At 50.9% G+C, this 18,296-nt stretch carries 17 protein-coding genes and 2 pseudogenes; 11 read left to right on the top strand and 8 right to left on the bottom strand.

All coding sequences use genetic code 11. The annotated features are described in order from the left end of the window. The first annotated feature begins 433 nt into the window (after window positions 1-433). On the top strand, window positions 434-1,051 hold the full coding sequence (tdk, locus tag OGY62_RS10110; RefSeq protein ID WP_012132197.1) for a thymidine kinase: 618 nt from the start codon (window positions 434-436) through the stop codon (window positions 1,049-1,051). A gap of 164 nt (window positions 1,052-1,215) precedes the next feature. Here tdk and adhE read toward each other — a convergent pair whose 3' ends face one another. Next, window positions 1,216-3,891: a bifunctional acetaldehyde-CoA/alcohol dehydrogenase gene (gene adhE / locus OGY62_RS10105; RefSeq protein ID WP_047463440.1), complete on the bottom strand. Its 2,676-nt coding sequence runs from the start codon at window positions 3,889-3,891 to the stop codon at window positions 1,216-1,218. Window positions 3,892-4,368: 477 nt separating this feature from the next. Here adhE and OGY62_RS10100 point away from each other — a divergent pair, with 477 nt between their 5' ends. The 6 genes from OGY62_RS10100 to oppF all read left to right on the top strand — a co-directional run bounded on the left by OGY62_RS10100 (window position 4,369) and on the right by oppF (window position 11,412). Next, complete coding sequence (locus tag OGY62_RS10100) at window positions 4,369-5,016, top strand: YchE family NAAT transporter (protein ID WP_024130298.1); 648 nt, start codon at window positions 4,369-4,371, stop codon at window positions 5,014-5,016. A gap of 771 nt (window positions 5,017-5,787) precedes the next feature. Next, window positions 5,788-7,419 carry an oligopeptide ABC transporter substrate-binding protein OppA gene (gene oppA / locus OGY62_RS10095; RefSeq protein WP_286459705.1) on the top strand — a complete coding sequence of 544 codons (1,632 nt, stop codon included), beginning with the start codon at window positions 5,788-5,790 and terminating at the stop codon, window positions 7,417-7,419. A gap of 123 nt (window positions 7,420-7,542) precedes the next feature. Continuing rightward, window positions 7,543-8,463: an oligopeptide ABC transporter permease OppB gene (gene oppB, locus OGY62_RS10090; RefSeq protein WP_012132201.1), complete on the top strand. Its 921-nt coding sequence runs from the start codon at window positions 7,543-7,545 to the stop codon at window positions 8,461-8,463. Window positions 8,464-8,477: 14 nt separating this feature from the next. Beyond that, complete coding sequence (oppC, locus tag OGY62_RS10085; RefSeq protein WP_047463442.1) at window positions 8,478-9,386, top strand: oligopeptide ABC transporter permease OppC; 909 nt, start codon at window positions 8,478-8,480, stop codon at window positions 9,384-9,386. An 11-nt stretch (window positions 9,387-9,397) separates the two neighbouring features. Continuing rightward, the gene (gene oppD, locus OGY62_RS10080; protein WP_012132203.1) at window positions 9,398-10,411 is read left to right on the top strand and encodes a murein tripeptide/oligopeptide ABC transporter ATP-binding protein OppD; all 1,014 of its coding nucleotides are present in this window, start codon (window positions 9,398-9,400) and stop codon (window positions 10,409-10,411) included. Further along, window positions 10,408-11,412: a murein tripeptide/oligopeptide ABC transporter ATP-binding protein OppF gene (oppF, locus tag OGY62_RS10075; RefSeq protein ID WP_012132204.1), complete on the top strand. Its 1,005-nt coding sequence runs from the start codon at window positions 10,408-10,410 to the stop codon at window positions 11,410-11,412. The genes oppD and oppF overlap by 4 nt, the downstream gene beginning before the upstream one ends. Before the next feature lie 63 nt (window positions 11,413-11,475). Here the strand turns inward: oppF and OGY62_RS10070 are convergent, their stop codons facing one another. Continuing rightward, window positions 11,476-11,805 carry an HI1450 family dsDNA-mimic protein gene (locus OGY62_RS10070; RefSeq protein WP_012132205.1) on the bottom strand — a complete coding sequence of 110 codons (330 nt, stop codon included), beginning with the start codon at window positions 11,803-11,805 and terminating at the stop codon, window positions 11,476-11,478. Window positions 11,806-11,839: 34 nt separating this feature from the next. Next, the gene (gene cls, locus OGY62_RS10065; protein ID WP_012132206.1) at window positions 11,840-13,300 is read right to left on the bottom strand and encodes a cardiolipin synthase; all 1,461 of its coding nucleotides are present in this window, start codon (window positions 13,298-13,300) and stop codon (window positions 11,840-11,842) included. A gap of 142 nt (window positions 13,301-13,442) precedes the next feature. On the opposite strand from cls, the gene OGY62_RS10060 reads away from it, so the two are divergent. Next, on the top strand, window positions 13,443-13,616 hold the full coding sequence (locus OGY62_RS10060; protein WP_012132207.1) for a YciY family protein: 174 nt from the start codon (window positions 13,443-13,445) through the stop codon (window positions 13,614-13,616). A 50-nt stretch (window positions 13,617-13,666) separates the two neighbouring features. On the opposite strand, the gene OGY62_RS10055 is transcribed toward OGY62_RS10060, so the two are convergent. Next, window positions 13,667-13,963 (bottom strand): YciI family protein, encoded by a 297-nt coding sequence (locus tag OGY62_RS10055; protein ID WP_012132208.1) that lies wholly within the window; start codon window positions 13,961-13,963, stop codon window positions 13,667-13,669. Between the two features lie 224 nt (window positions 13,964-14,187). On the opposite strand from OGY62_RS10055, the gene tonB reads away from it, so the two are divergent. Continuing rightward, a complete protein-coding gene (tonB, locus tag OGY62_RS10050; protein WP_071259038.1) occupies window positions 14,188-14,898 on the top strand; it encodes a TonB system transport protein TonB in 711 nt (236 codons plus the stop codon). 57 nt (window positions 14,899-14,955) lie between these two features. Here the strand turns inward: tonB and yciA are convergent, their stop codons facing one another. The 4 genes and pseudogenes from yciA to OGY62_RS10030 form a co-directional block, all read right to left on the bottom strand. Then, entirely contained in the window at window positions 14,956-15,357 is a 402-nt protein-coding gene (yciA, locus tag OGY62_RS10045) for an acyl-CoA thioester hydrolase YciA (protein ID WP_012132210.1), read from the bottom strand. Between the two features lie 130 nt (window positions 15,358-15,487). Beyond that, window positions 15,488-16,027, bottom strand: a complete 540-nt coding sequence (locus OGY62_RS10040; protein ID WP_012132211.1) for a septation protein A — start codon at window positions 16,025-16,027, stop codon at window positions 15,488-15,490. Between the two features lie 55 nt (window positions 16,028-16,082). Next, window positions 16,083-16,826: a YciC family protein gene (locus tag OGY62_RS10035; protein WP_049009722.1), complete on the bottom strand. Its 744-nt coding sequence runs from the start codon at window positions 16,824-16,826 to the stop codon at window positions 16,083-16,085. A gap of 25 nt (window positions 16,827-16,851) precedes the next feature. After that, a pseudogene (locus OGY62_RS10030) lies at window positions 16,852-16,941 on the bottom strand (YkgJ family cysteine cluster protein); the annotation flags it as partial. A gap of 250 nt (window positions 16,942-17,191) precedes the next feature. Between OGY62_RS10030 and ompW the strand changes: the two are divergent. Beyond that, window positions 17,192-17,830, top strand: a complete 639-nt coding sequence (ompW, locus tag OGY62_RS10025; protein WP_047463524.1) for an outer membrane protein OmpW — start codon at window positions 17,192-17,194, stop codon at window positions 17,828-17,830. 125 nt (window positions 17,831-17,955) lie between these two features. Continuing rightward, a pseudogene (locus tag OGY62_RS10020) lies at window positions 17,956-18,231 on the top strand (hypothetical protein). Window positions 18,232-18,296 lie beyond the last annotated feature (65 nt).

The raw sequence follows: 18,296 nt of genomic DNA, 5'->3' as shown, positions 1-18,296 counted from the left end.
TTAAGTACAGATATTAATTATCCCATCTTAAATTTTTCTTGAAGAACCGCACAAAAAAGAGCTTATTGGCAACGAGGTTACTCCTGGCATAACGTTAAAATTCCAGGATTTTAGTCACATTTTATCAGGGTGGAATAGGCTGTCATTGCAGTAATTTCAACCTTTTGTATTAGTTTCCCTTACGGGAAAGTCCTAATACGTTGCCACATTTATGAGGAAGCGTAACAATAAGTATGAGCGCCCGGTTATGCGATGAGATGATAAGCAGCATTGATGAATATCTTAGGCACAATTTGTGAAGGAATGTGTATAACCGAACGATGTTTGCTCAATTCTTTATACCGGAGGCGTGACGAGGCGCCCCCGACATGCCGGTAAATTATGATACAATCCCGCCCAATCTTTATTTCAGCCAGGTGAGGGCCTGCTGCCAATGGCACAGCTATATTTCTACTATTCGGCAATGAATGCGGGTAAGTCGACTGCATTGCTGCAATCTTCATACAATTATCAGGAACGCGGGATGCGTACCGTTGTATATACAGCGGAAATTGATGACCGCTTCGGCGCCGGTAAAGTCAGTTCGCGTATCGGTCTCTCCTCGCCAGCAAAATTGTTTAACCAAAATTCATCGTTGTTTGAAGAGATTCGCACCGAGAATGCGCAACAGACAATACATTGCGTTCTGGTTGATGAGTGTCAGTTTTTGACTCGCCAGCAGGTGTACGAATTATCTGAGGTTGTTGACCAACTGGATATTCCGGTGTTGTGTTACGGACTGCGTACTGATTTTCGTGGCGAGTTATTTGGCGGCAGCCAATACTTACTCGCGTGGTCAGATAAGCTCGTCGAATTAAAGACAATCTGTTTCTGTGGCCGTAAGGCAAGCATGGTATTGCGTCTTGATCAGGCTGGCAGACCTTATAATGAAGGGGAGCAGGTTGTGATTGGTGGGAACGAGCGTTATGTCTCCGTATGCCGCAAGCATTACAAAGAAGCCCTTGCCGAAGGCTCCCTGACGTCGATTCAGGAGAAACACCGCCACGCGTGATTGCACGCGTTCTGTAGGCCGGATAAGGCACTTGTGCCGCCATCCGGCGACCCCTACAACATTACGCAGAACCTGTAGGCCTGATAAGGCGCTTGTGCCGCCATCAGGCAAAAAAAAGCCCCCGAAGACGGGGGCTTTTTCAGAATGTCGCCTGGGCTAACGAATTAAGCAGATTTCTTCGCTTTCTTGTCAGCTTTCGGTGCGGCAGCTTCTTTCTTCGCAGCAACTTCACCTTCAGTGAATTCACGGCCGTAGTAGGTATCCAGCAGAATCTGTTTCAGCTCGGAGATCAGCGGGTAACGCGGGTTAGCGCCGGTGCACTGGTCATCGAATGCATCTTCAGACAGCTTGTCTACATGAGCCAGGAAGTCAGCTTCCTGCACGCCAGCTTCACGGATAGACTTAGGAATACCCAGTTCCGCTTTCACGCTTTCCAGCCATGCCAGCAGTTTCTCGATCTTAGCGGCAGTACGGTCGCCCGGTGCGCTCAGACCCAGATGGTCGGCGATTTCTGCATAGCGACGGCGAGCCTGCGGACGGTCATACTGGCTGAACGCAGTCTGCTTGGTCGGGTTGTCGTTCGCGTTGTAACGGATAACGTTACAAATCAGCAGGGCGTTTGCCAGACCGTGCGGAATGTGGAACTGAGAACCCAGTTTATGCGCCATAGAGTGGCACACACCCAGGAAGGCGTTCGCAAACGCGATACCGGCGATAGTCGCTGCACTGTGAACGCGTTCACGCGCTACCGGGTTTTTAGACCCTTCGTGGTAGGACGCTGGCAGGTTTTCTTTCAGCAGTTTCAGCGCCTGCAAAGCCTGACCGTCAGAGAACTCAGATGCCAGTACGGAAACGTAGGCTTCCAGAGCGTGAGTGACCGCATCCAGACCACCGAAAGCACACAGAGACTTCGGCATGTCCATAACCAGGTTCGCATCGACAATCGCCATATCCGGCGTCAGCGCATAGTCTGCCAGCGGATATTTCTGACCGGTCGCATCGTCGGTCACAACAGCAAACGGCGTTACTTCAGAACCGGTACCGGAAGTGGTAGTGATTGCGACCATTTTCGCTTTCACGCCCATTTTCGGGAACTTGTAGATACGCTTACGGATGTCCATAAAGCGCAGCGCCAGTTCTTCGAAGTGAGTTTCAGGATGTTCGTACATGACCCACATGATTTTCGCCGCATCCATCGGGGAGCCGCCGCCCAGCGCGATAATCACGTCTGGTTTGAAGGAGTTCGCCAGCTCTGCGCCTTTACGAACGATAGTCAGCGTCGGGTCAGCTTCAACTTCAAAGAAGACTTCAGTTTCAACGCCAGCCGCTTTCAGCACGGAGGTGATCTGGTCAGCATAGCCATTGTTGAACAGGAAACGGTCGGTCACGATGAGCGCACGTTTGTGGCCATCAGTAATCACTTCATCCAGCGCGATTGGCAGAGAGCCACGGCGGAAGTAGATAGATTTCGGAAGTTTGTGCCACAACATGTTTTCAGCTCGCTTAGCAACGGTTTTCTTGTTGATCAGGTGTTTCGGACCAACGTTTTCAGAGATGGAGTTACCACCCCAGGAACCACAACCCAGAGTCAGGGAAGGTGCGAGTTTGAAGTTATACAGGTCGCCGATACCACCCTGAGAAGCCGGGGTGTTAATCAGGATACGCGCGGTTTTCATCATCTGACCGAAGTAAGCAACGCGTTCTGGCTGGTTGTCCTGGTCGGTGTACAGGCAGGAGGTATGACCGATACCGCCCATTGCAACCAGTTTTTCTGCTTTATCAACAGCGTCTTCGAAGTCTTTAGCGCGATACATTGCCAGCGTCGGAGACAGTTTTTCGTGAGCGAACGGTTCGCTATCATCAACAGCCGTTACTTCGCCGATCAGAATCTTAGTGGTTTCTGGTACGGTGAAGCCTGCCAGTTCAGCAATTTTATATGCCGGTTGACCAACGATAGCCGCGTTCAGCGCGCCATTTTTCAGGATAACGTCCTGAACGGCTTTCAGCTCTTTGCCTTGCAGCAGGTATCCGCCGTGGCTGGCGAAACGTTCGCGAACTGCGTCATAAACGGAGTCAACAACAACAACGGACTGTTCAGATGCACAGATTACGCCGTTATCGAAAGTTTTGGACATCAGTACGGAAGCCACCGCACGTTTGATATCTGCTGTTTCGTCGATAACAACCGGCGTGTTACCTGCACCAACGCCGATAGCCGGTTTACCAGAGCTGTATGCAGCTTTAACCATGCCCGGACCGCCTGTCGCCAGGATCAGGTTGATATCAGGGTGGTGCATCAGCGCGTTAGACAGTTCAACGGAAGGTTGATCGATCCAGCCAATCAGGTCTTTCGGCGCGCCCGCAGCGATAGCCGCCTGCAAAACGATGTCAGCCGCTTTGTTCGTTGCATCTTTGGCGCGCGGATGCGGAGAGAAGATGATTGCGTTACGCGTCTTCAGGCTAATCAGAGACTTAAAGATCGCAGTAGACGTCGGGTTAGTGGTAGGTACGATACCGCAGATGATACCAATCGGTTCAGCAATGGTGATAGTCCCGAAGGTGTCGTCTTCAGACAGCACACCACAGGTTTTTTCATCTTTATAGGCGTTATAGATGTATTCGGAGGCGAAGTGGTTTTTAATCACTTTATCTTCGATGATACCCATGCCGGATTCGGCAACGGCCATCTTAGCGAGGGGAATTCGAGCATCTGCGGCAGCCAGAGCGGCGGCGCGGAAGATTTTGTCAACCTGTTCTTGAGTGAAACTGGCATATTCACGCTGGGCTTTTTTCACACGCTCTACGAGTGCGTTAAGTTCAGCGACATTAGTAACAGCCATAATGCTCTCCTGATAATGTTAAACTTTTTTAGTAAATCATCTGCTCGATACGAGAGTATAGACAGATTGACGAAAGTTTGTATAACAGTCTGAAAATCAAACGGTTACTTAACGTCCATTTCGCTCTGATTTACTAAAAGAGCTTAAGCGATAGCGTTATCTAACTCTAACGCGTTACCTCCAGGTGGCGTAAGCAAGGTTACTCACTTCTGAGTAGTAATTGCGTGATCCAGATCAAATTTAAGCAAAGCTGACACCTTTCAGCAGCCCATTTGAGCCATTTCCGCCAAGTGTTAATAAATAGTGGTGATGAATAGAGGTGAAGTTAGCATAATCTACACATATTTATAACACCGAGAAATAGTCGTAATTTCAAGCAGTCAGGAGGTGAAATATGCTGACAAAAGGCGTATCTTCAGCGCGTTTTTCACCATTTTTATCGACATCATTTATCCGGCTAACGTTTCGGAGCTAACCGTGACCCAAACGCTTTTTGATTTTCCTGTTTATTCCAAGTTTTTCATAGGGTTATTTGCGCTGGTAAACCCGGTGGGGATTATCCCCGTCTTTATTAGTATGACTAGCTACCAGACGGCAGCGGCGCGCAACAAAACAAATCTCACGGCAAACCTGTCGGTAGCCATCATTTTGTGGATTTCGCTCTTTCTCGGAGATGGCATTTTGCAACTCTTCGGCATTTCGATCGATTCGTTCAGAATTGCTGGTGGGATTCTGGTAGTGACGATCGCGATGTCGATGATCAGCGGGAAGCTGGGTGAAGATAAGCAAAATAAACAGGAAAAATCAGAGACCGCCATTCGCGAAAGTATTGGCGTGGTTCCGCTGGCCTTACCATTAATGGCAGGGCCGGGGGCCATTAGTTCGACGATTGTGTGGGGAACGCGTTACCACACCATTATGCATTTAATCGGCTTCTCTGTGGCCATCGCTCTGTTTGCGTTCTGTTGTTGGGGAGTGTTCCGCATGGCGCCCTGGCTGGTGCGGTTATTGGGGCAAACGGGCATCAACGTCATTACGCGTATTATGGGCTTGTTGCTGATGGCATTGGGCATTGAATTCATTGTTACGGGGATTAAAGCGATTTTCCCCGGTTTACTGAATTAACGATCCTGACCGATAAAACGGAGCCGCTTCAGGCTCCGTTTCTTTTCCATTATCAGTAAATCTTCTCACTAAAGTTGAAATTCAGCGTTGAAATAATAAAAGATACTGATAATGTTTATGCCTCTTTGTTATTGATTCTATTATAAATTATTCTAATAACACTCACGCCTGCCGTTATGTCGCCTGTTATTTTCTTAACATCATACTCTGGGGCTTGATGAAGGATTATCGAAATGTTATTAGTTATTTCAACGCTCTCTCAGATGAATGTGCTAAATAATAACCAATTGTTAAATTTATGTGCATTTTTGCCTGACGGCAGCAACAGAACGAGGTCAGACTGTGGGTGAGTGGTTAACGTATTGACTGGGCAAATAATTTTTCCTAAACGTCTCTTTTGGAGATGTCTTTCTGGTCAAAAATTTTTCCGTAAAAGAGAATTAGTTAACAAATCTGTAAAATGTATTGGCGGTTAAGAAACGCATTTGGTACTTTCCGGCCAGATATTTTGCAGAAGATTTTGCGGTGATGAGAATTATTTTCAATAAGCTTCTTGCACCAGACAGAATAAATGTCCGTCTCTGACAGGGGAGGCGGATACGGAATCGACGTAAGGCGATCGTACGAATCGTCAGAATAAATAAAGTCGGTGATAGCAAAGCAGTAAACGACCTGGCAGCAGCAAAATCTCCAGTGCTGTACAGGACCCTAACGGGATTAAACAGGCTGGTTAAGAAAACCAGTAATTATAATGAGTGGAGTACAAACACAATGTCCAACATCACAAAAAAAAGTTTGCTGGCGGCGGGGATTTTCACTGCGCTAATCGGCGGGAATGTCGCAATGGCCGCAGATGTCCCGGCGGGTGTTCAGCTGTCTGACAAGCAGACGCTGGTTCGCAATAATGGTTCTGAAGTTCAGTCTCTCGACCCACATAAAATTGAGGGTGTCCCGGAGTCAAACGTCAGCCGCGACCTGTTTGAAGGTTTACTGATCAGCGACGTTGAAGGCCACCCGTCACCGGGCGTCGCTGAAAAGTGGGAAAATAAAGATTTTAAAGTCTGGACATTCCATCTGCGTAAAAACGCAAAATGGTCAGACGGCACGCCTGTTACCGCGCACGATTTTGTATATAGCTGGCAGCGCCTGGCGAATCCGAATACCGCATCACCGTATGCCAGCTATTTGCAATACGGGCACATCGCGAATATCGATGACATTATTGCGGGCAAAAAACCGGCGACCGATCTCGGCGTAAAAGCCATCGACGATAATACGTTCGAAGTGACGCTGAGCGAACCGGTGCCTTATTTCTACAAACTGTTGGTTCACCCGTCCGTTTCTCCGGTTCCTAAAGCGGCTGTGGAAAAATTTGGCGAGAAATGGACCCAACCTGCGAATATCGTGACCAACGGCGCGTATAAACTCAAAAACTGGGTCGTCAACGAGCGGATTGTTCTGGAACGTAATACCCAGTACTGGGATAACGATAAAACGGTTATCAACCAGGTGACTTATCTGCCAATCTCTTCTGAAGTAACTGATGTTAACCGCTACCGCAGCGGTGAAATCGACATGACCTATAACAACATGCCGATTGAGTTATTCCAGAAGCTGAAAAAAGAGATCCCAAATGAAGTGCGCGTTGACCCGTATCTGTGCACTTACTATTACGAAATTAATAACCAGAAAGCGCCGTTTAACGACGTGCGCGTTCGCACCGCGCTGAAACTGGCGATGGATCGCGACATTATCGTTAATAAAGTGAAGAACCAGGGCGATTTGCCAGCCTACAGCTACACCCCTCCGTATACCGATGGCGCGAAACTGGTTGAGCCTGAGTGGTTCACATGGTCACAGGAAAAACGTAACGAAGAAGCGAAAAAACTGCTGGCGGAAGCCGGTTATACCGCCGATAAGCCGTTAACGTTTGACCTGCTGTACAACACCTCCGATCTGCATAAAAAACTGGCGATCGCGGTCGCGTCAATCTGGAAGAAAAACCTGGGCGCCAACGTGAAGCTGGAAAACCAGGAGTGGAAAACCTTCCTTGATACCCGTCATCAGGGGACGTTTGATGTCGCGCGTGCGGGCTGGTGTGCAGACTACAATGAACCGACGTCCTTCCTGAACACCATGCTGTCCGACAGCTCAAACAACACCGCTCACTATAAGAGCCCGGAGTTTGACAAGCTGATTGCCGACACGCTGAAAGTGACCGACGAAGCGCAACGCACCGAGTTGTATGCCAAAGCGGAACAGCAGCTTGATAAAGATTCTGCGATTGTGCCGCTCTATTACTATGTGAACGCGCGTCTGGTGAAACCGTGGGTAGGCGGCTATACCGGTAAAGACCCGATGGATAATATCTACGTTAAGAACTTGTATATTATCAAGCATTAATGGCAAAGCGTGGGGCAAATGTGTTTTGCCCCACAGTGTCTTATTTTCATCGCACTATAAACATCTCTCTTTCAGTGCGTCTGAATGACGAGATGTAAAGGCACACGCCAGAAGGTACGGGCAATGTTAAAATTTATTTTACGTCGCTGTCTGGAAGCGATTCCGACGCTTTTTATACTTATTACGATTTCGTTCTTTATGATGCGTCTCGCACCGGGAAGCCCTTTCACCGGAGAGCGCGCATTACCGCCGGAAGTGCTGGCGAATATCGAAGCGAAATACCATCTTAATGATCCCATCATGACGCAGTACTTCAGCTATCTGAAACAACTGGCGCATGGCGATTTTGGGCCTTCGTTTAAATATAAGGACTATACGGTCAACGATCTGGTGGCGTCGAGTTTCCCGGTTTCGGCGAAGCTGGGCGCAGCCGCCTTTTTCCTTGCCGTTATTATTGGCGTGAGCGCGGGCGTGATTGCGGCGCTGAAACAAAATACGCGCTGGGATTATACGGTGATGGGGGTGGCAATGACCGGGGTCGTGATTCCCAGTTTCGTGGTCGCCCCCTTATTAGTCATGATATTTGCCATCACCTTAAAATGGCTGCCCGGCGGCGGCTGGAATGGCGGGGCGCTGAAATTTATGATTTTGCCGATGGTCGCGCTGTCGCTCGCCTATATCGCCAGTATCGCCCGTATTACCCGTGGCTCCATGATTGAAGTGTTGCACTCCAACTTTATCCGTACCGCGCGCGCAAAAGGTTTGCCGATGCGCCGGATTATCTTCCGTCATGCCTTAAAACCGGCGTTGTTACCCGTACTGTCTTATATGGGCCCGGCCTTTGTCGGTATCATTACGGGTTCAATGGTTATTGAGACGATTTATGGTTTGCCGGGGATCGGGCAACTTTTCGTGAACGGGGCGCTGAACCGCGACTATTCGCTGGTGCTGAGTCTGACCATTCTCGTCGGTACGCTCACCATTCTGTTTAATGCGATTGTCGATGTGCTGTACGCCGTTATCGACCCGAAAATTCGTTACTGATACTGGAGCTCGCTATGATGTTAAGTAAGAAAAACAGCGAGACGCTGGAGAATTTCAGTGAGAAGCTGGAGGTTGAAGGGCGCAGCCTGTGGCAGGATGCTCGCCGTCGTTTTATGCATAACCGCGCGGCGGTGGCCAGCCTTGTCGTTCTGGTCATTATCGCGCTGTTTGTCACACTGGCGCCGATGCTGTCACAGTTCACCTATTTCGATACGGACTGGGGCATGATGTCCAGCGCGCCGGATATGGAGTCGGGCCACTATTTTGGTACGGACTCCTCCGGTCGCGATCTGCTGGTTCGTGTGGCGATAGGCGGGCGAATCTCGCTGATGGTCGGCATTGCTGCCGCGCTGGTGGCGGTGGTTGTCGGTACGCTGTACGGGTCGCTGTCCGGCTATCTTGGCGGCAAAATTGACTCCGTAATGATGCGTCTGCTGGAAATCCTCAACTCCTTTCCGTTTATGTTCTTCGTCATTTTGCTGGTGACCTTCTTCGGCCAAAACATCCTGCTGATTTTTGTGGCGATCGGGATGGTCTCCTGGCTGGATATGGCGCGTATCGTTCGCGGGCAGACGTTAAGCCTGAAACGCAAAGAGTTTATCGAAGCGGCGCAGGTTGGCGGCGTCTCAACGGTCAGCATTGTTGTGCGTCATATTGTGCCGAACGTGCTGGGCGTGGTGGTGGTTTATGCATCTCTGCTGGTGCCGAGCATGATCCTGTTTGAATCCTTCCTCAGCTTTCTGGGTTTAGGTACGCAGGAGCCGCTGAGCAGTTGGGGCGCATTGTTGAGCGATGGCGCGAACTCCATGGAGGTCTCACCCTGGTTGCTGTTGTTCCCGGCGGGTTTTCTCGTTGTGACCTTATTCTGTTTTAACTTTATCGGCGATGGCCTGCGTGACGCCCTCGACCCGAAAGATCGTTAAGGAGTGCAGCCATGAGCGTAATTGAAACCTCAACCGCGCCACTCGCGCAACAACGGGCTAACGCACTGCTGGACGTGAAAGATCTTCGCGTGACGTTTAGTACACCCGACGGCGATGTGACGGCCGTAAACGACCTGAACTTTACGCTGCGTGCCGGGGAGACCTTAGGCATTGTCGGCGAGTCAGGTTCAGGCAAATCGCAAACGGCGTTTGCGTTGATGGGGCTGCTGGCGGCGAATGGCCGCATTGGTGGTTCTGCGACGTTTAACGGCCGCGAAATTCTCAACCTGCCGGAGCGTGAACTCAACAGGCTACGCGCTGAACAAATCTCAATGATTTTTCAGGACCCAATGACCTCTCTTAACCCGTACATGCGGGTTGGCGAGCAGTTAATGGAAGTGCTGATGCTGCATAAAGGTATGAGCAAGGCCGAAGCGTTTGAAGAGTCTGTCAGAATGCTGGACGCGGTGAAAATGCCGGAAGCGCGGAAACGGATGAAGATGTATCCGCATGAGTTTTCCGGCGGGATGCGCCAGCGTGTGATGATTGCGATGGCGCTGCTGTGTCGGCCGAAATTACTGATTGCGGATGAACCGACAACCGCGCTGGACGTGACCGTTCAGGCGCAGATCATGACGCTGCTTAATGAACTGAAACGCGAATTTAACACGGCGATTATCATGATTACGCACGACCTTGGCGTCGTGGCCGGTATTTGCGATAAGGTGCTGGTGATGTACGCCGGTCGTACGATGGAATACGGCAAGGCGCGCGACGTCTTTTACCAGCCTGTTCATCCGTATTCCATCGGTTTGCTCAATGCGGTTCCGCGTCTGGATGCCGAAGGGGAAACGATGCTGACCATTCCGGGCAACCCGCCGAACTTGCTGCGCTTGCCTAAAGGGTGTCCATTCCAGCCGCGTTGCCCGTATGCGATGGAGATTTGCAGTTCAACTCCACCCCTGGAGGAGTTCAGTCCGGGGCGTTTGCGCGCCTGCTTTAAACCGGTGGAGGAGCTGGTATGAATGCTGTGACCCAGGAGAGAAAAGTGCTCCTCGAAATTGCCGATCTCAAAGTGCATTTCGATATCAAAGATGGCAAACAGTGGTTCTGGCAGCCGGCGAAAACCCTGAAAGCGGTCGATGGCGTTACGCTGCGATTGTATGAAGGTGAAACGCTGGGGGTGGTTGGGGAATCCGGCTGCGGTAAATCGACCTTTGCGCGGGCGATTATTGGTCTGGTGAAAGCGACCGATGGCCGCGTGGCGTGGTTAGGGAAAGATCTGCTGGGGATGAAACCTGATGAATGGCGGGACGTACGCAGCGATATTCAGATGATTTTCCAGGACCCGCTGGCGTCATTGAACCCACGCATGACCATTGGAGAAATCATCGCTGAACCATTACGCACCTATCATCCAAAATTGCCGCGCCAGGAAGTGCGCGATCGGGTGAAAGCGATGATGATGAAGGTGGGGCTGCTGCCGAATCTGATTAACCGTTACCCGCATGAGTTTTCCGGCGGCCAGTGCCAGCGTATTGGTATCGCGCGTGCTCTGATCCTGGAGCCGAAGCTGATTATTTGCGATGAGCCGGTTTCGGCGCTGGACGTGTCGATTCAGGCGCAGGTGGTGAATCTGCTGCAACAGCTACAGCGTGAAATGGGGTTATCGCTGATCTTCATCGCTCACGATCTGGCGGTGGTGAAGCATATTTCCGATCGTGTGCTGGTGATGTACCTGGGTCATGCGGTGGAATTGGGAACCTACGATGAGGTGTATCACAATCCGCTGCACCCTTATACCAAAGCGCTGATGTCCGCCGTGCCGATTCCCGACCCGGATCTGGAAAAGAACAAGACGATTCAGTTGCTGGAAGGGGAATTACCGTCACCCATCAATCCACCGTCGGGGTGTGTTTTCCGCACGCGTTGCCCGATTGCCGGGCCAGAGTGTGCGAAAACCCGACCGGTGCTGGAGGGCAGTTTCAGGCATGCGGTTTCCTGCCTGAAGGTGGACCCGCTATAAATTTAAGGGCTGACATGATGTCAGCCCTTTTTTTGGCATCAGCCCGATCGCTCGACGTCTTTCTTATTCACGCCAAAGGATATGGCAAAGTTTGTGATCTTTTTCGCGGCATAACAGCACGCGGGCAAAAATATCGTTAATTTCGCCGTCTTCGCTATCCGCCAGGCCAATCACGACTTCGGCAAAAAAGTCAGGGTTGAGGTCAAAATCAACGTGTTCCTGCCAGTCTTCTGACGGATCGAATAACTCCGCGCCGCCGCGCTCTTCGAACTGTAAATTGAACAGAATAATATCTGCCGGATCGAGATTATCTGCCGCCAGTTCGAGAAAAATATCATAAGCCTGCTCAAGCGTTTCATCTTCAGTCAGGCGATTGTTCAGATCCATTTCCATAATGACTACCCGTTTACCGTCTCTTGGGCACGTTTTACAGCAACGGACTGAAGAAGTAAAACAGTCGCTCAGTAATCCGCTGCCATAATGGCCGTTTTACCCACAGGCGGGCATCAAGCAGGCGAGAACGTGAAATATAATCATCCTGAACCGCAGCCAGATCGCCGCCGAATCCGGCGTCGTCAATCACCAGCGTGATTTCAAAATTTAACCACAGACTGCGCATATCCAGGTTCACAGTGCCAACCAGACTCAGCTCGCCATCCACCAGCACGCTCTTGGTGTGCAATAATCCACCTTCAAACTGATAGATTTTGACTCCGGCGGCCAGCAGTTCAGTGAAAAAGGCGCGGCTGGCCCAGCCGACCAGCATGGAGTCATTTTTACGCGGCAGGATGATGCTGACATCCACGCCGCGCTGCGCCGCCGTGCAGATCGCGTGCAATAAATCGTCGCTGGGGACGAAATAGGGCGTTGTCATGATCAGATATTCACGAGCGGAATAGGCTGCCGTCAGCAGCGCCTGGTGAATCAGATCTTCCGGGAAGCCTGGCCCTGAGGCGATAGTATGAATGGTGTGTCCGCTGGCCTGCTCAAACGGCATGATATTGACGTCTGGAGGCGGCGGCAGGATGCGTTTACCCGTTTCGATTTCCCAGTCGCAGGAGTAGACAATCCCCATCGCGGTCGCTACCGGGCCTTCCATTCTCGCCATCAGATCAACCCATTGTCCCACGCCGGCGTCCTGTTTGAAGAAACGCGGATCGACCATATTCATGCTGCCGGTATAGGCGATGTAGTTATCAATCATCACCATCTTGCGGTGCTGGCGCAAATCCATACGGCGCAGAAAGACACGCATCAGATTGACCTTCAGCGCCTCAACCACTTCAATTCCGGCGTTACGCATCATGGCCGCCCACGGGCTGCGGAAAAAGGCCACGCTCCCGGCGGAGTCCAGCATCAGACGGCAATGAATGCCGCGTCGCGCCGCCGCCATCAGCGACTCTGCAACCTGATCCGCCATGCCGCCGGGCTGCCAGATGTAGAACACCATCTCAATGTTATGGCGCGCCAGTTGAATGTCGCGGATAAGCGCCTGCATCACATCGTCAGAGTCGGTCAGCAGTTGCAGCTGATTACCTTTAACGCCAGCGATTCCCTGGCGTCGCTCACACAGCTTAAACAGCGACGAAGCGACGCTGCTGTTCTCTTCGGCGAAAATGTGTTTACAGGCTTTGAGGTCGTTCAACCACTTCGCAGTGGACGGCCACATCGCTCTGGCGCGTTCGGCGCGGCGTTTCCCTAAATGCAACTCGCCGAATGATAAATAAGCAATAATCCCTACCAGCGGCAGAATATAGATGATTAAGAGCCAGGCCATCGCGGAGGGAACGGCGCGTCGTTTCATTAAAATACGTAACGTCACACCGGCAATAAGTATCCAGTACCCCAGAATGACCAGCCAACTCACCACTGTGTAGAAGGTTGTCATAAATTTAAAAATCCTTTTGAAAGCGTATTGTTAAGAGTTTACGCATCAGGCTTCATCTGGCAAATAAAAACACCGGAAAAGCGCTGGTCTGCTCCCGACGAGAGGGTATAATGCCTGCTCTGGCACTGTAAGAGTAGTTAACATGAAGCGTAGTAGAACGGAAGTGGGACGCTGGCGCATGCAACGTCAGGCTAGCCGCCGTAAAGCGCGTTGGCTTGAAGGACAATCGCGTCGTAATATGCGTATCCACTCAATCAGAAAATGCATTCTCAATCATCAACGTAACACGTTATTGTTTGCGATTCACAGCATCTGATACAACCAGGGCACCGTATTCGGTGCCCATGAATGCAAACCCCGCCTGATTTAAAAGACTTTCTTATACGGTTTTACAGAGACTTGCGCATACACGCCCGCAGCCACATACGGGTCTGCGTCTGCCCAGGACTGCGCTTCTTCCAGCGATTCGAATTGTGCAATCACGGTTGAGCCGGTAAACCCGGCGGCACCGGGATCGTTGCTGTCGACGGCTGGCATAGGGCCTGCGGTCAACAGTCGGCCCTCATCATGGAGCAGTTGCAGGCGCGCCAGATGGGCAGGGCGGACGGAAAGACGTTTTTCAAGAGAATCGGCGATATCCTGAGCGTAAATGACATACAGCACGGGTAGAGCTCCTTAATCGGTAAAAGTCGTTAATTACGTTATTGGAAAGGTCTTTCAACTGCAACGCAAAGATAACGACTTTGTTAAGACCGTGCATAACACAGGGACTTTTTGCGGTAATATTGCGTTTTAAATGCGGCTTACCGTGATGTCTTATTGAATATGATTGCTATTTGCATTTAAAATCGAGGCCTGGTTTTTTAACTGAAACGATTATGACTTCAATGACCCTTGATTTACCTCGTCGCTTTCCCTGGCCGACGTTACTTTCCGTTGGCATTCATGGTGCTGTAGTGGCGGGTCTGCTGTATACCTCGGTACATCAGGTTATTGAACTGCCTGCGCCCGCGCAGCCGATCTCAATCACAATGGTCGCGCCTGCCGATCTTGAGCCACCACAGGCGGTTCAGCCGCCGCCGGAACCCGTCGTCGAACCTGAGCCGGAACCTGTTCCTGAGCCGCCAAAAGAGGCGCCGGTGGTGATTGAGAAGCCGAAACCTAAGCCGAAGCCAAAACCTAAACCGGTGAAAAAGGTTCAGGAGCAGCCTAAACGTGATGTTAAGCCTGCTGAACCGCGCCCGGCCGCACCGTTTGAAAATACGGCGCCGTCACGTCCGACAACGAATACCGCAGCGGCAACCAGCAAACCGGCCGTCAGTGTTCCTGCGGGGCCTCGCGCGTTGAGCCGCAACCAGCCGCAGTATCCGGCACGAGCGCAAGCGTTGCGTATTGAAGGCCGCGTGAAAGTGAAATTCGACGTCACTTCAGACGGGCGAGTGGAGAATGTTCAGGTGCTTTCCGCTCAGCCGGCGAACATGTTTGAGCGTGAAGTGAAAAACGCGATGCGCAGATGGCGCTATGAAGCAGGGAAACCGGGGTCGGGCTTGGTGGTTAATATCATCTTCCGTCTGAACGGCACCACGCAGATCGAGTAATCGCGATCCCCTTAAATCGTAGAGCGGATAAGGCGGCGCACCGCCTTATCCGGTAATTCATGCCTGAACCGGCAGCGGGCGAGGTTTACCGTCACTGTCTACCGCCACATAGATGAACAGCGCCTCGGTTGCTTTATAACGCTGGCCGATTGGCTCTGACGCCACCTTTTTCACCCACACTTCAATATTAATGCTGACAGACGTTGTGCCGCGTTTAACGCAGCGGGCATAACAGCATACGACGTCGCCTACGGCGACAGGGCGCAGAAAACTCATTCCCTCAACGCGCACGGTCACTACGCGACCATGAGCAATTTCTTTAGCCTGAATCGCGCCGCCAATATCCATTTGAGACATGAGCCAGCCGCCAAAAATATCGCCGTTAGCATTGGTATCGGCGGGCATGGCCAGCGTGCGTAAAACCAGTTCGCCCTGAGGAGCGTTATTTGTTGTTGTCATTGTAGAACCGACTGTGAAGAAAGATTTCAGGCGCGAATGCTACTATGATTTGCGCAGGGAGAACAGAGGGGAAACGCGCGTCAGGCTGGCGTGAAGGGGATGCCAGACCAGACGGTCTGGCAAACAGAACTCAGGATTTATCTTCCTGCGGCAGATGGCGGTAAATGTAGACCCCGCTCAGAAGGGTAAAAATCAGCGTCAGCGCGGTTAAACCGAACACTTTGAAGTTGACCCAGATGTTTTGCGGCAGCCAAAACGCGATGTAGATATTGGCGAGCCCGCAGAGGATGAAAAATACGGCCCATGCCAGGTTCAGCTTAGACCAGACCGGCTGCGGCAACGTCAGTTCTTTCCCTAACATGCGTTGAATCAGCGGCTTTTTCATGACCCACTGGCTTATCAGCAGCGCACCGGCAAACAGGCCGTAAATCACCGTCACCTTCCACTTAATAAACTCATCGTTGTGGAAGAAAATGGTCAGGCCGCCAAACACGGCAACCAGAACGAAAGTGATCAACGCCATCTTTTCGACCTTGCGATAGCGAACCCAACTGTAGATCAACACAATGGCTGTCGCGACAATCAGGGCGGAGGTCGCCGCATAGATGTCGTACAGCTTATAAAAAGCAAAAAAGACAACCAGCGGTAAAAAATCAAGAAACTGCTTCATTCTTCGATTCCGTAATCAAAAGTTTTGGGCAAACCGGCCCTTAACACGTTCAGGGTTATTGGCGAATCAACATATACAGGCGGAACAAATAGATGAGCAATATGGCGGAAATCAAATTGCTCAGCGTATTCGCCAACACTGCGCCAACATTCGGCGTCAGCGCTGCAAAGCTGGGGGCAAACAGCAGCAAGAGCGTTTTCGCCAGTAACCAGCCGATCACCGCCGGAGCGACCAGTCGCATATTAGACCACGCCAGACGCATACTGTTGCGCATGGAGGCAAATACGCCCATCTTGTCCTGAACCAGCATCACCGGCGCAAGCGCCAGCAGAATCGCCATCAAAATCCCCGGTACGACAATCAGCATAATACCGATTTGCACTAACAGGGTAGTCAGAAAAATCAGGACAAACAATTTAGGTAAAACCGGCGCGCTGGCACCGATAGCACGTAATGCGCTGACCCGATGACCGGCGGAAATCAGCTGGATCATCAGCAAAACGCCCCCTGCCAGGATCGCATTGCCAATGAGTCCTGAAAATGTTGATGCCGCTGAAGCCCGTAATAATATTTGCTGCTGTTCCGGCGTCATGTTCTGCACCAGATCGAACAGGCCAACGCTACCGGTCAGATGGTCCCCTTCACTGAGTTGCGCGATTTGGGCATCGCTGGGGGAAAAGGCATGACCTAAAACCACCGTAATAAATGCGCACAGCAACGAAACCAGCAAGATGGTTACAAATTGATTACGGAAAAAGTTCCCCGTGTCACGGTAAACGGACTTCGCCGTGATAGACATGCACTCTCCTTGAGTTTTGCAGGTGTTAATTTGCGGGCAATTGTACCCTGGATAACTCTACAGTGGCAGCATCACGGGGTGTATGGAAAAGCATATCTTTGTAAAGCGCGGGTAATTTTGGCTGCGAAAGCGCCAGCCGTCCTCTCTTTTACAATCCATCCGCCTGGTTGAAAAAAGCCATTTATCACTAAAATTCGGAAAATTTGATTCAAACGGCTTTAACCAGGATTTTAGATGCAAGTTCTAAATTAATCTGGATCAATAAAGGTTAAATTACAGGGCCTAATGTGATCTGTATTGGATCACTTATTACTCCATTGTAGGTATATTCGTGACGCATTTATAACCATAACGATGGAGCGGATATGAAAAAGTTAACAGTGGCAGCCCTGGCAGTAAGTACTCTTCTCTCTGGTAGTGCGCTTGCGCATGAGAGCGGTGAGTTTTTTATCCGTGCGGGCTCGGCGACCGTGAGACCGACGGAAGGGGCAGGCGGAACGCTGGGGCATCTGAACGGTTTTGACGTCAGTAACAATACGCAACTCGGTTTGACTTTTACTTATATGGCAACCGACAACATTGGTATTGAACTGCTGGCGGCGACGCCGTTCCGTCATAAAATTGGGACAGGGGATACCGGTGATATCGCTACCGTGCGTCACCTGCCGCCGACATTAATGGCGCAGTGGTACTTTGGCGACGCCAGTAGCAAACTGCGCCCTTATATTGGCGCGGGTGTAAACTACACCACCTTCTTTGACGAAGGTTTCAACAACAATGGTAAAGAGACAGGGTTGTCCGATCTGAGTCTGAAGGATTCCTGGGGAATGGCCGGGCAGGTGGGTATGGATTACCTGATTAACCGGGACTGGTTAATTAACATGTCGGTCTGGTATATGGATATCGATACTACCGCAAGCTATAAACTCGGTGGTGCCCAGCAGCATGACAGCGTCCGCCTCGACCCGTGGGTATTTATGTTCTCTGCCGGTTATCGTTTCTGAGTTTATATGACCCATCTAAAAAGCGGGCTGTCTTACAGCCCGCTTTTTATATTCTGCTGATTTCAACATCATACCTCTCCCTGAGATGCTATCTTTGAAACAAGCCTGTTTTGAGAGCATTGACGATGATAGTAACTCAAGCCCTTCTGCAACAAAAAATCGCGACCCTGGAATCGATAGTCAGAGATGAAGAGGCTGAGTTCACTTTACAGGCGCTGCGTATGCTGCTGGATGCAATGCATTAGATTGATGTGCTGGAAGAGAATATTGCTACGCCCGTCCGTTTACCTTATTGCAGTTCGAGTCCGGTTTGTGAGATTGAAGCCGGGTACGCCGCTGGCGTCAGTGACTGCCGTGAGGCTATTCGCAGGGCGGGATACCCGATTGAAGGAGATGATTAATCACTGAAAACTGTACTGTATCAGCAAAATCTACTAACGTATTCGGCCCCGCGATTCAGGCTTAA

This window comes from Citrobacter sp. CK198 (assembly GCF_030333295.1).
Lineage (GTDB): Bacteria > Pseudomonadota > Gammaproteobacteria > Enterobacterales > Enterobacteriaceae > Citrobacter_B > Citrobacter_B koseri.
The sequence above is the reverse complement of the archived record's forward strand: the minus strand, read 5'-3'. Positions and strand labels throughout refer to the sequence as shown.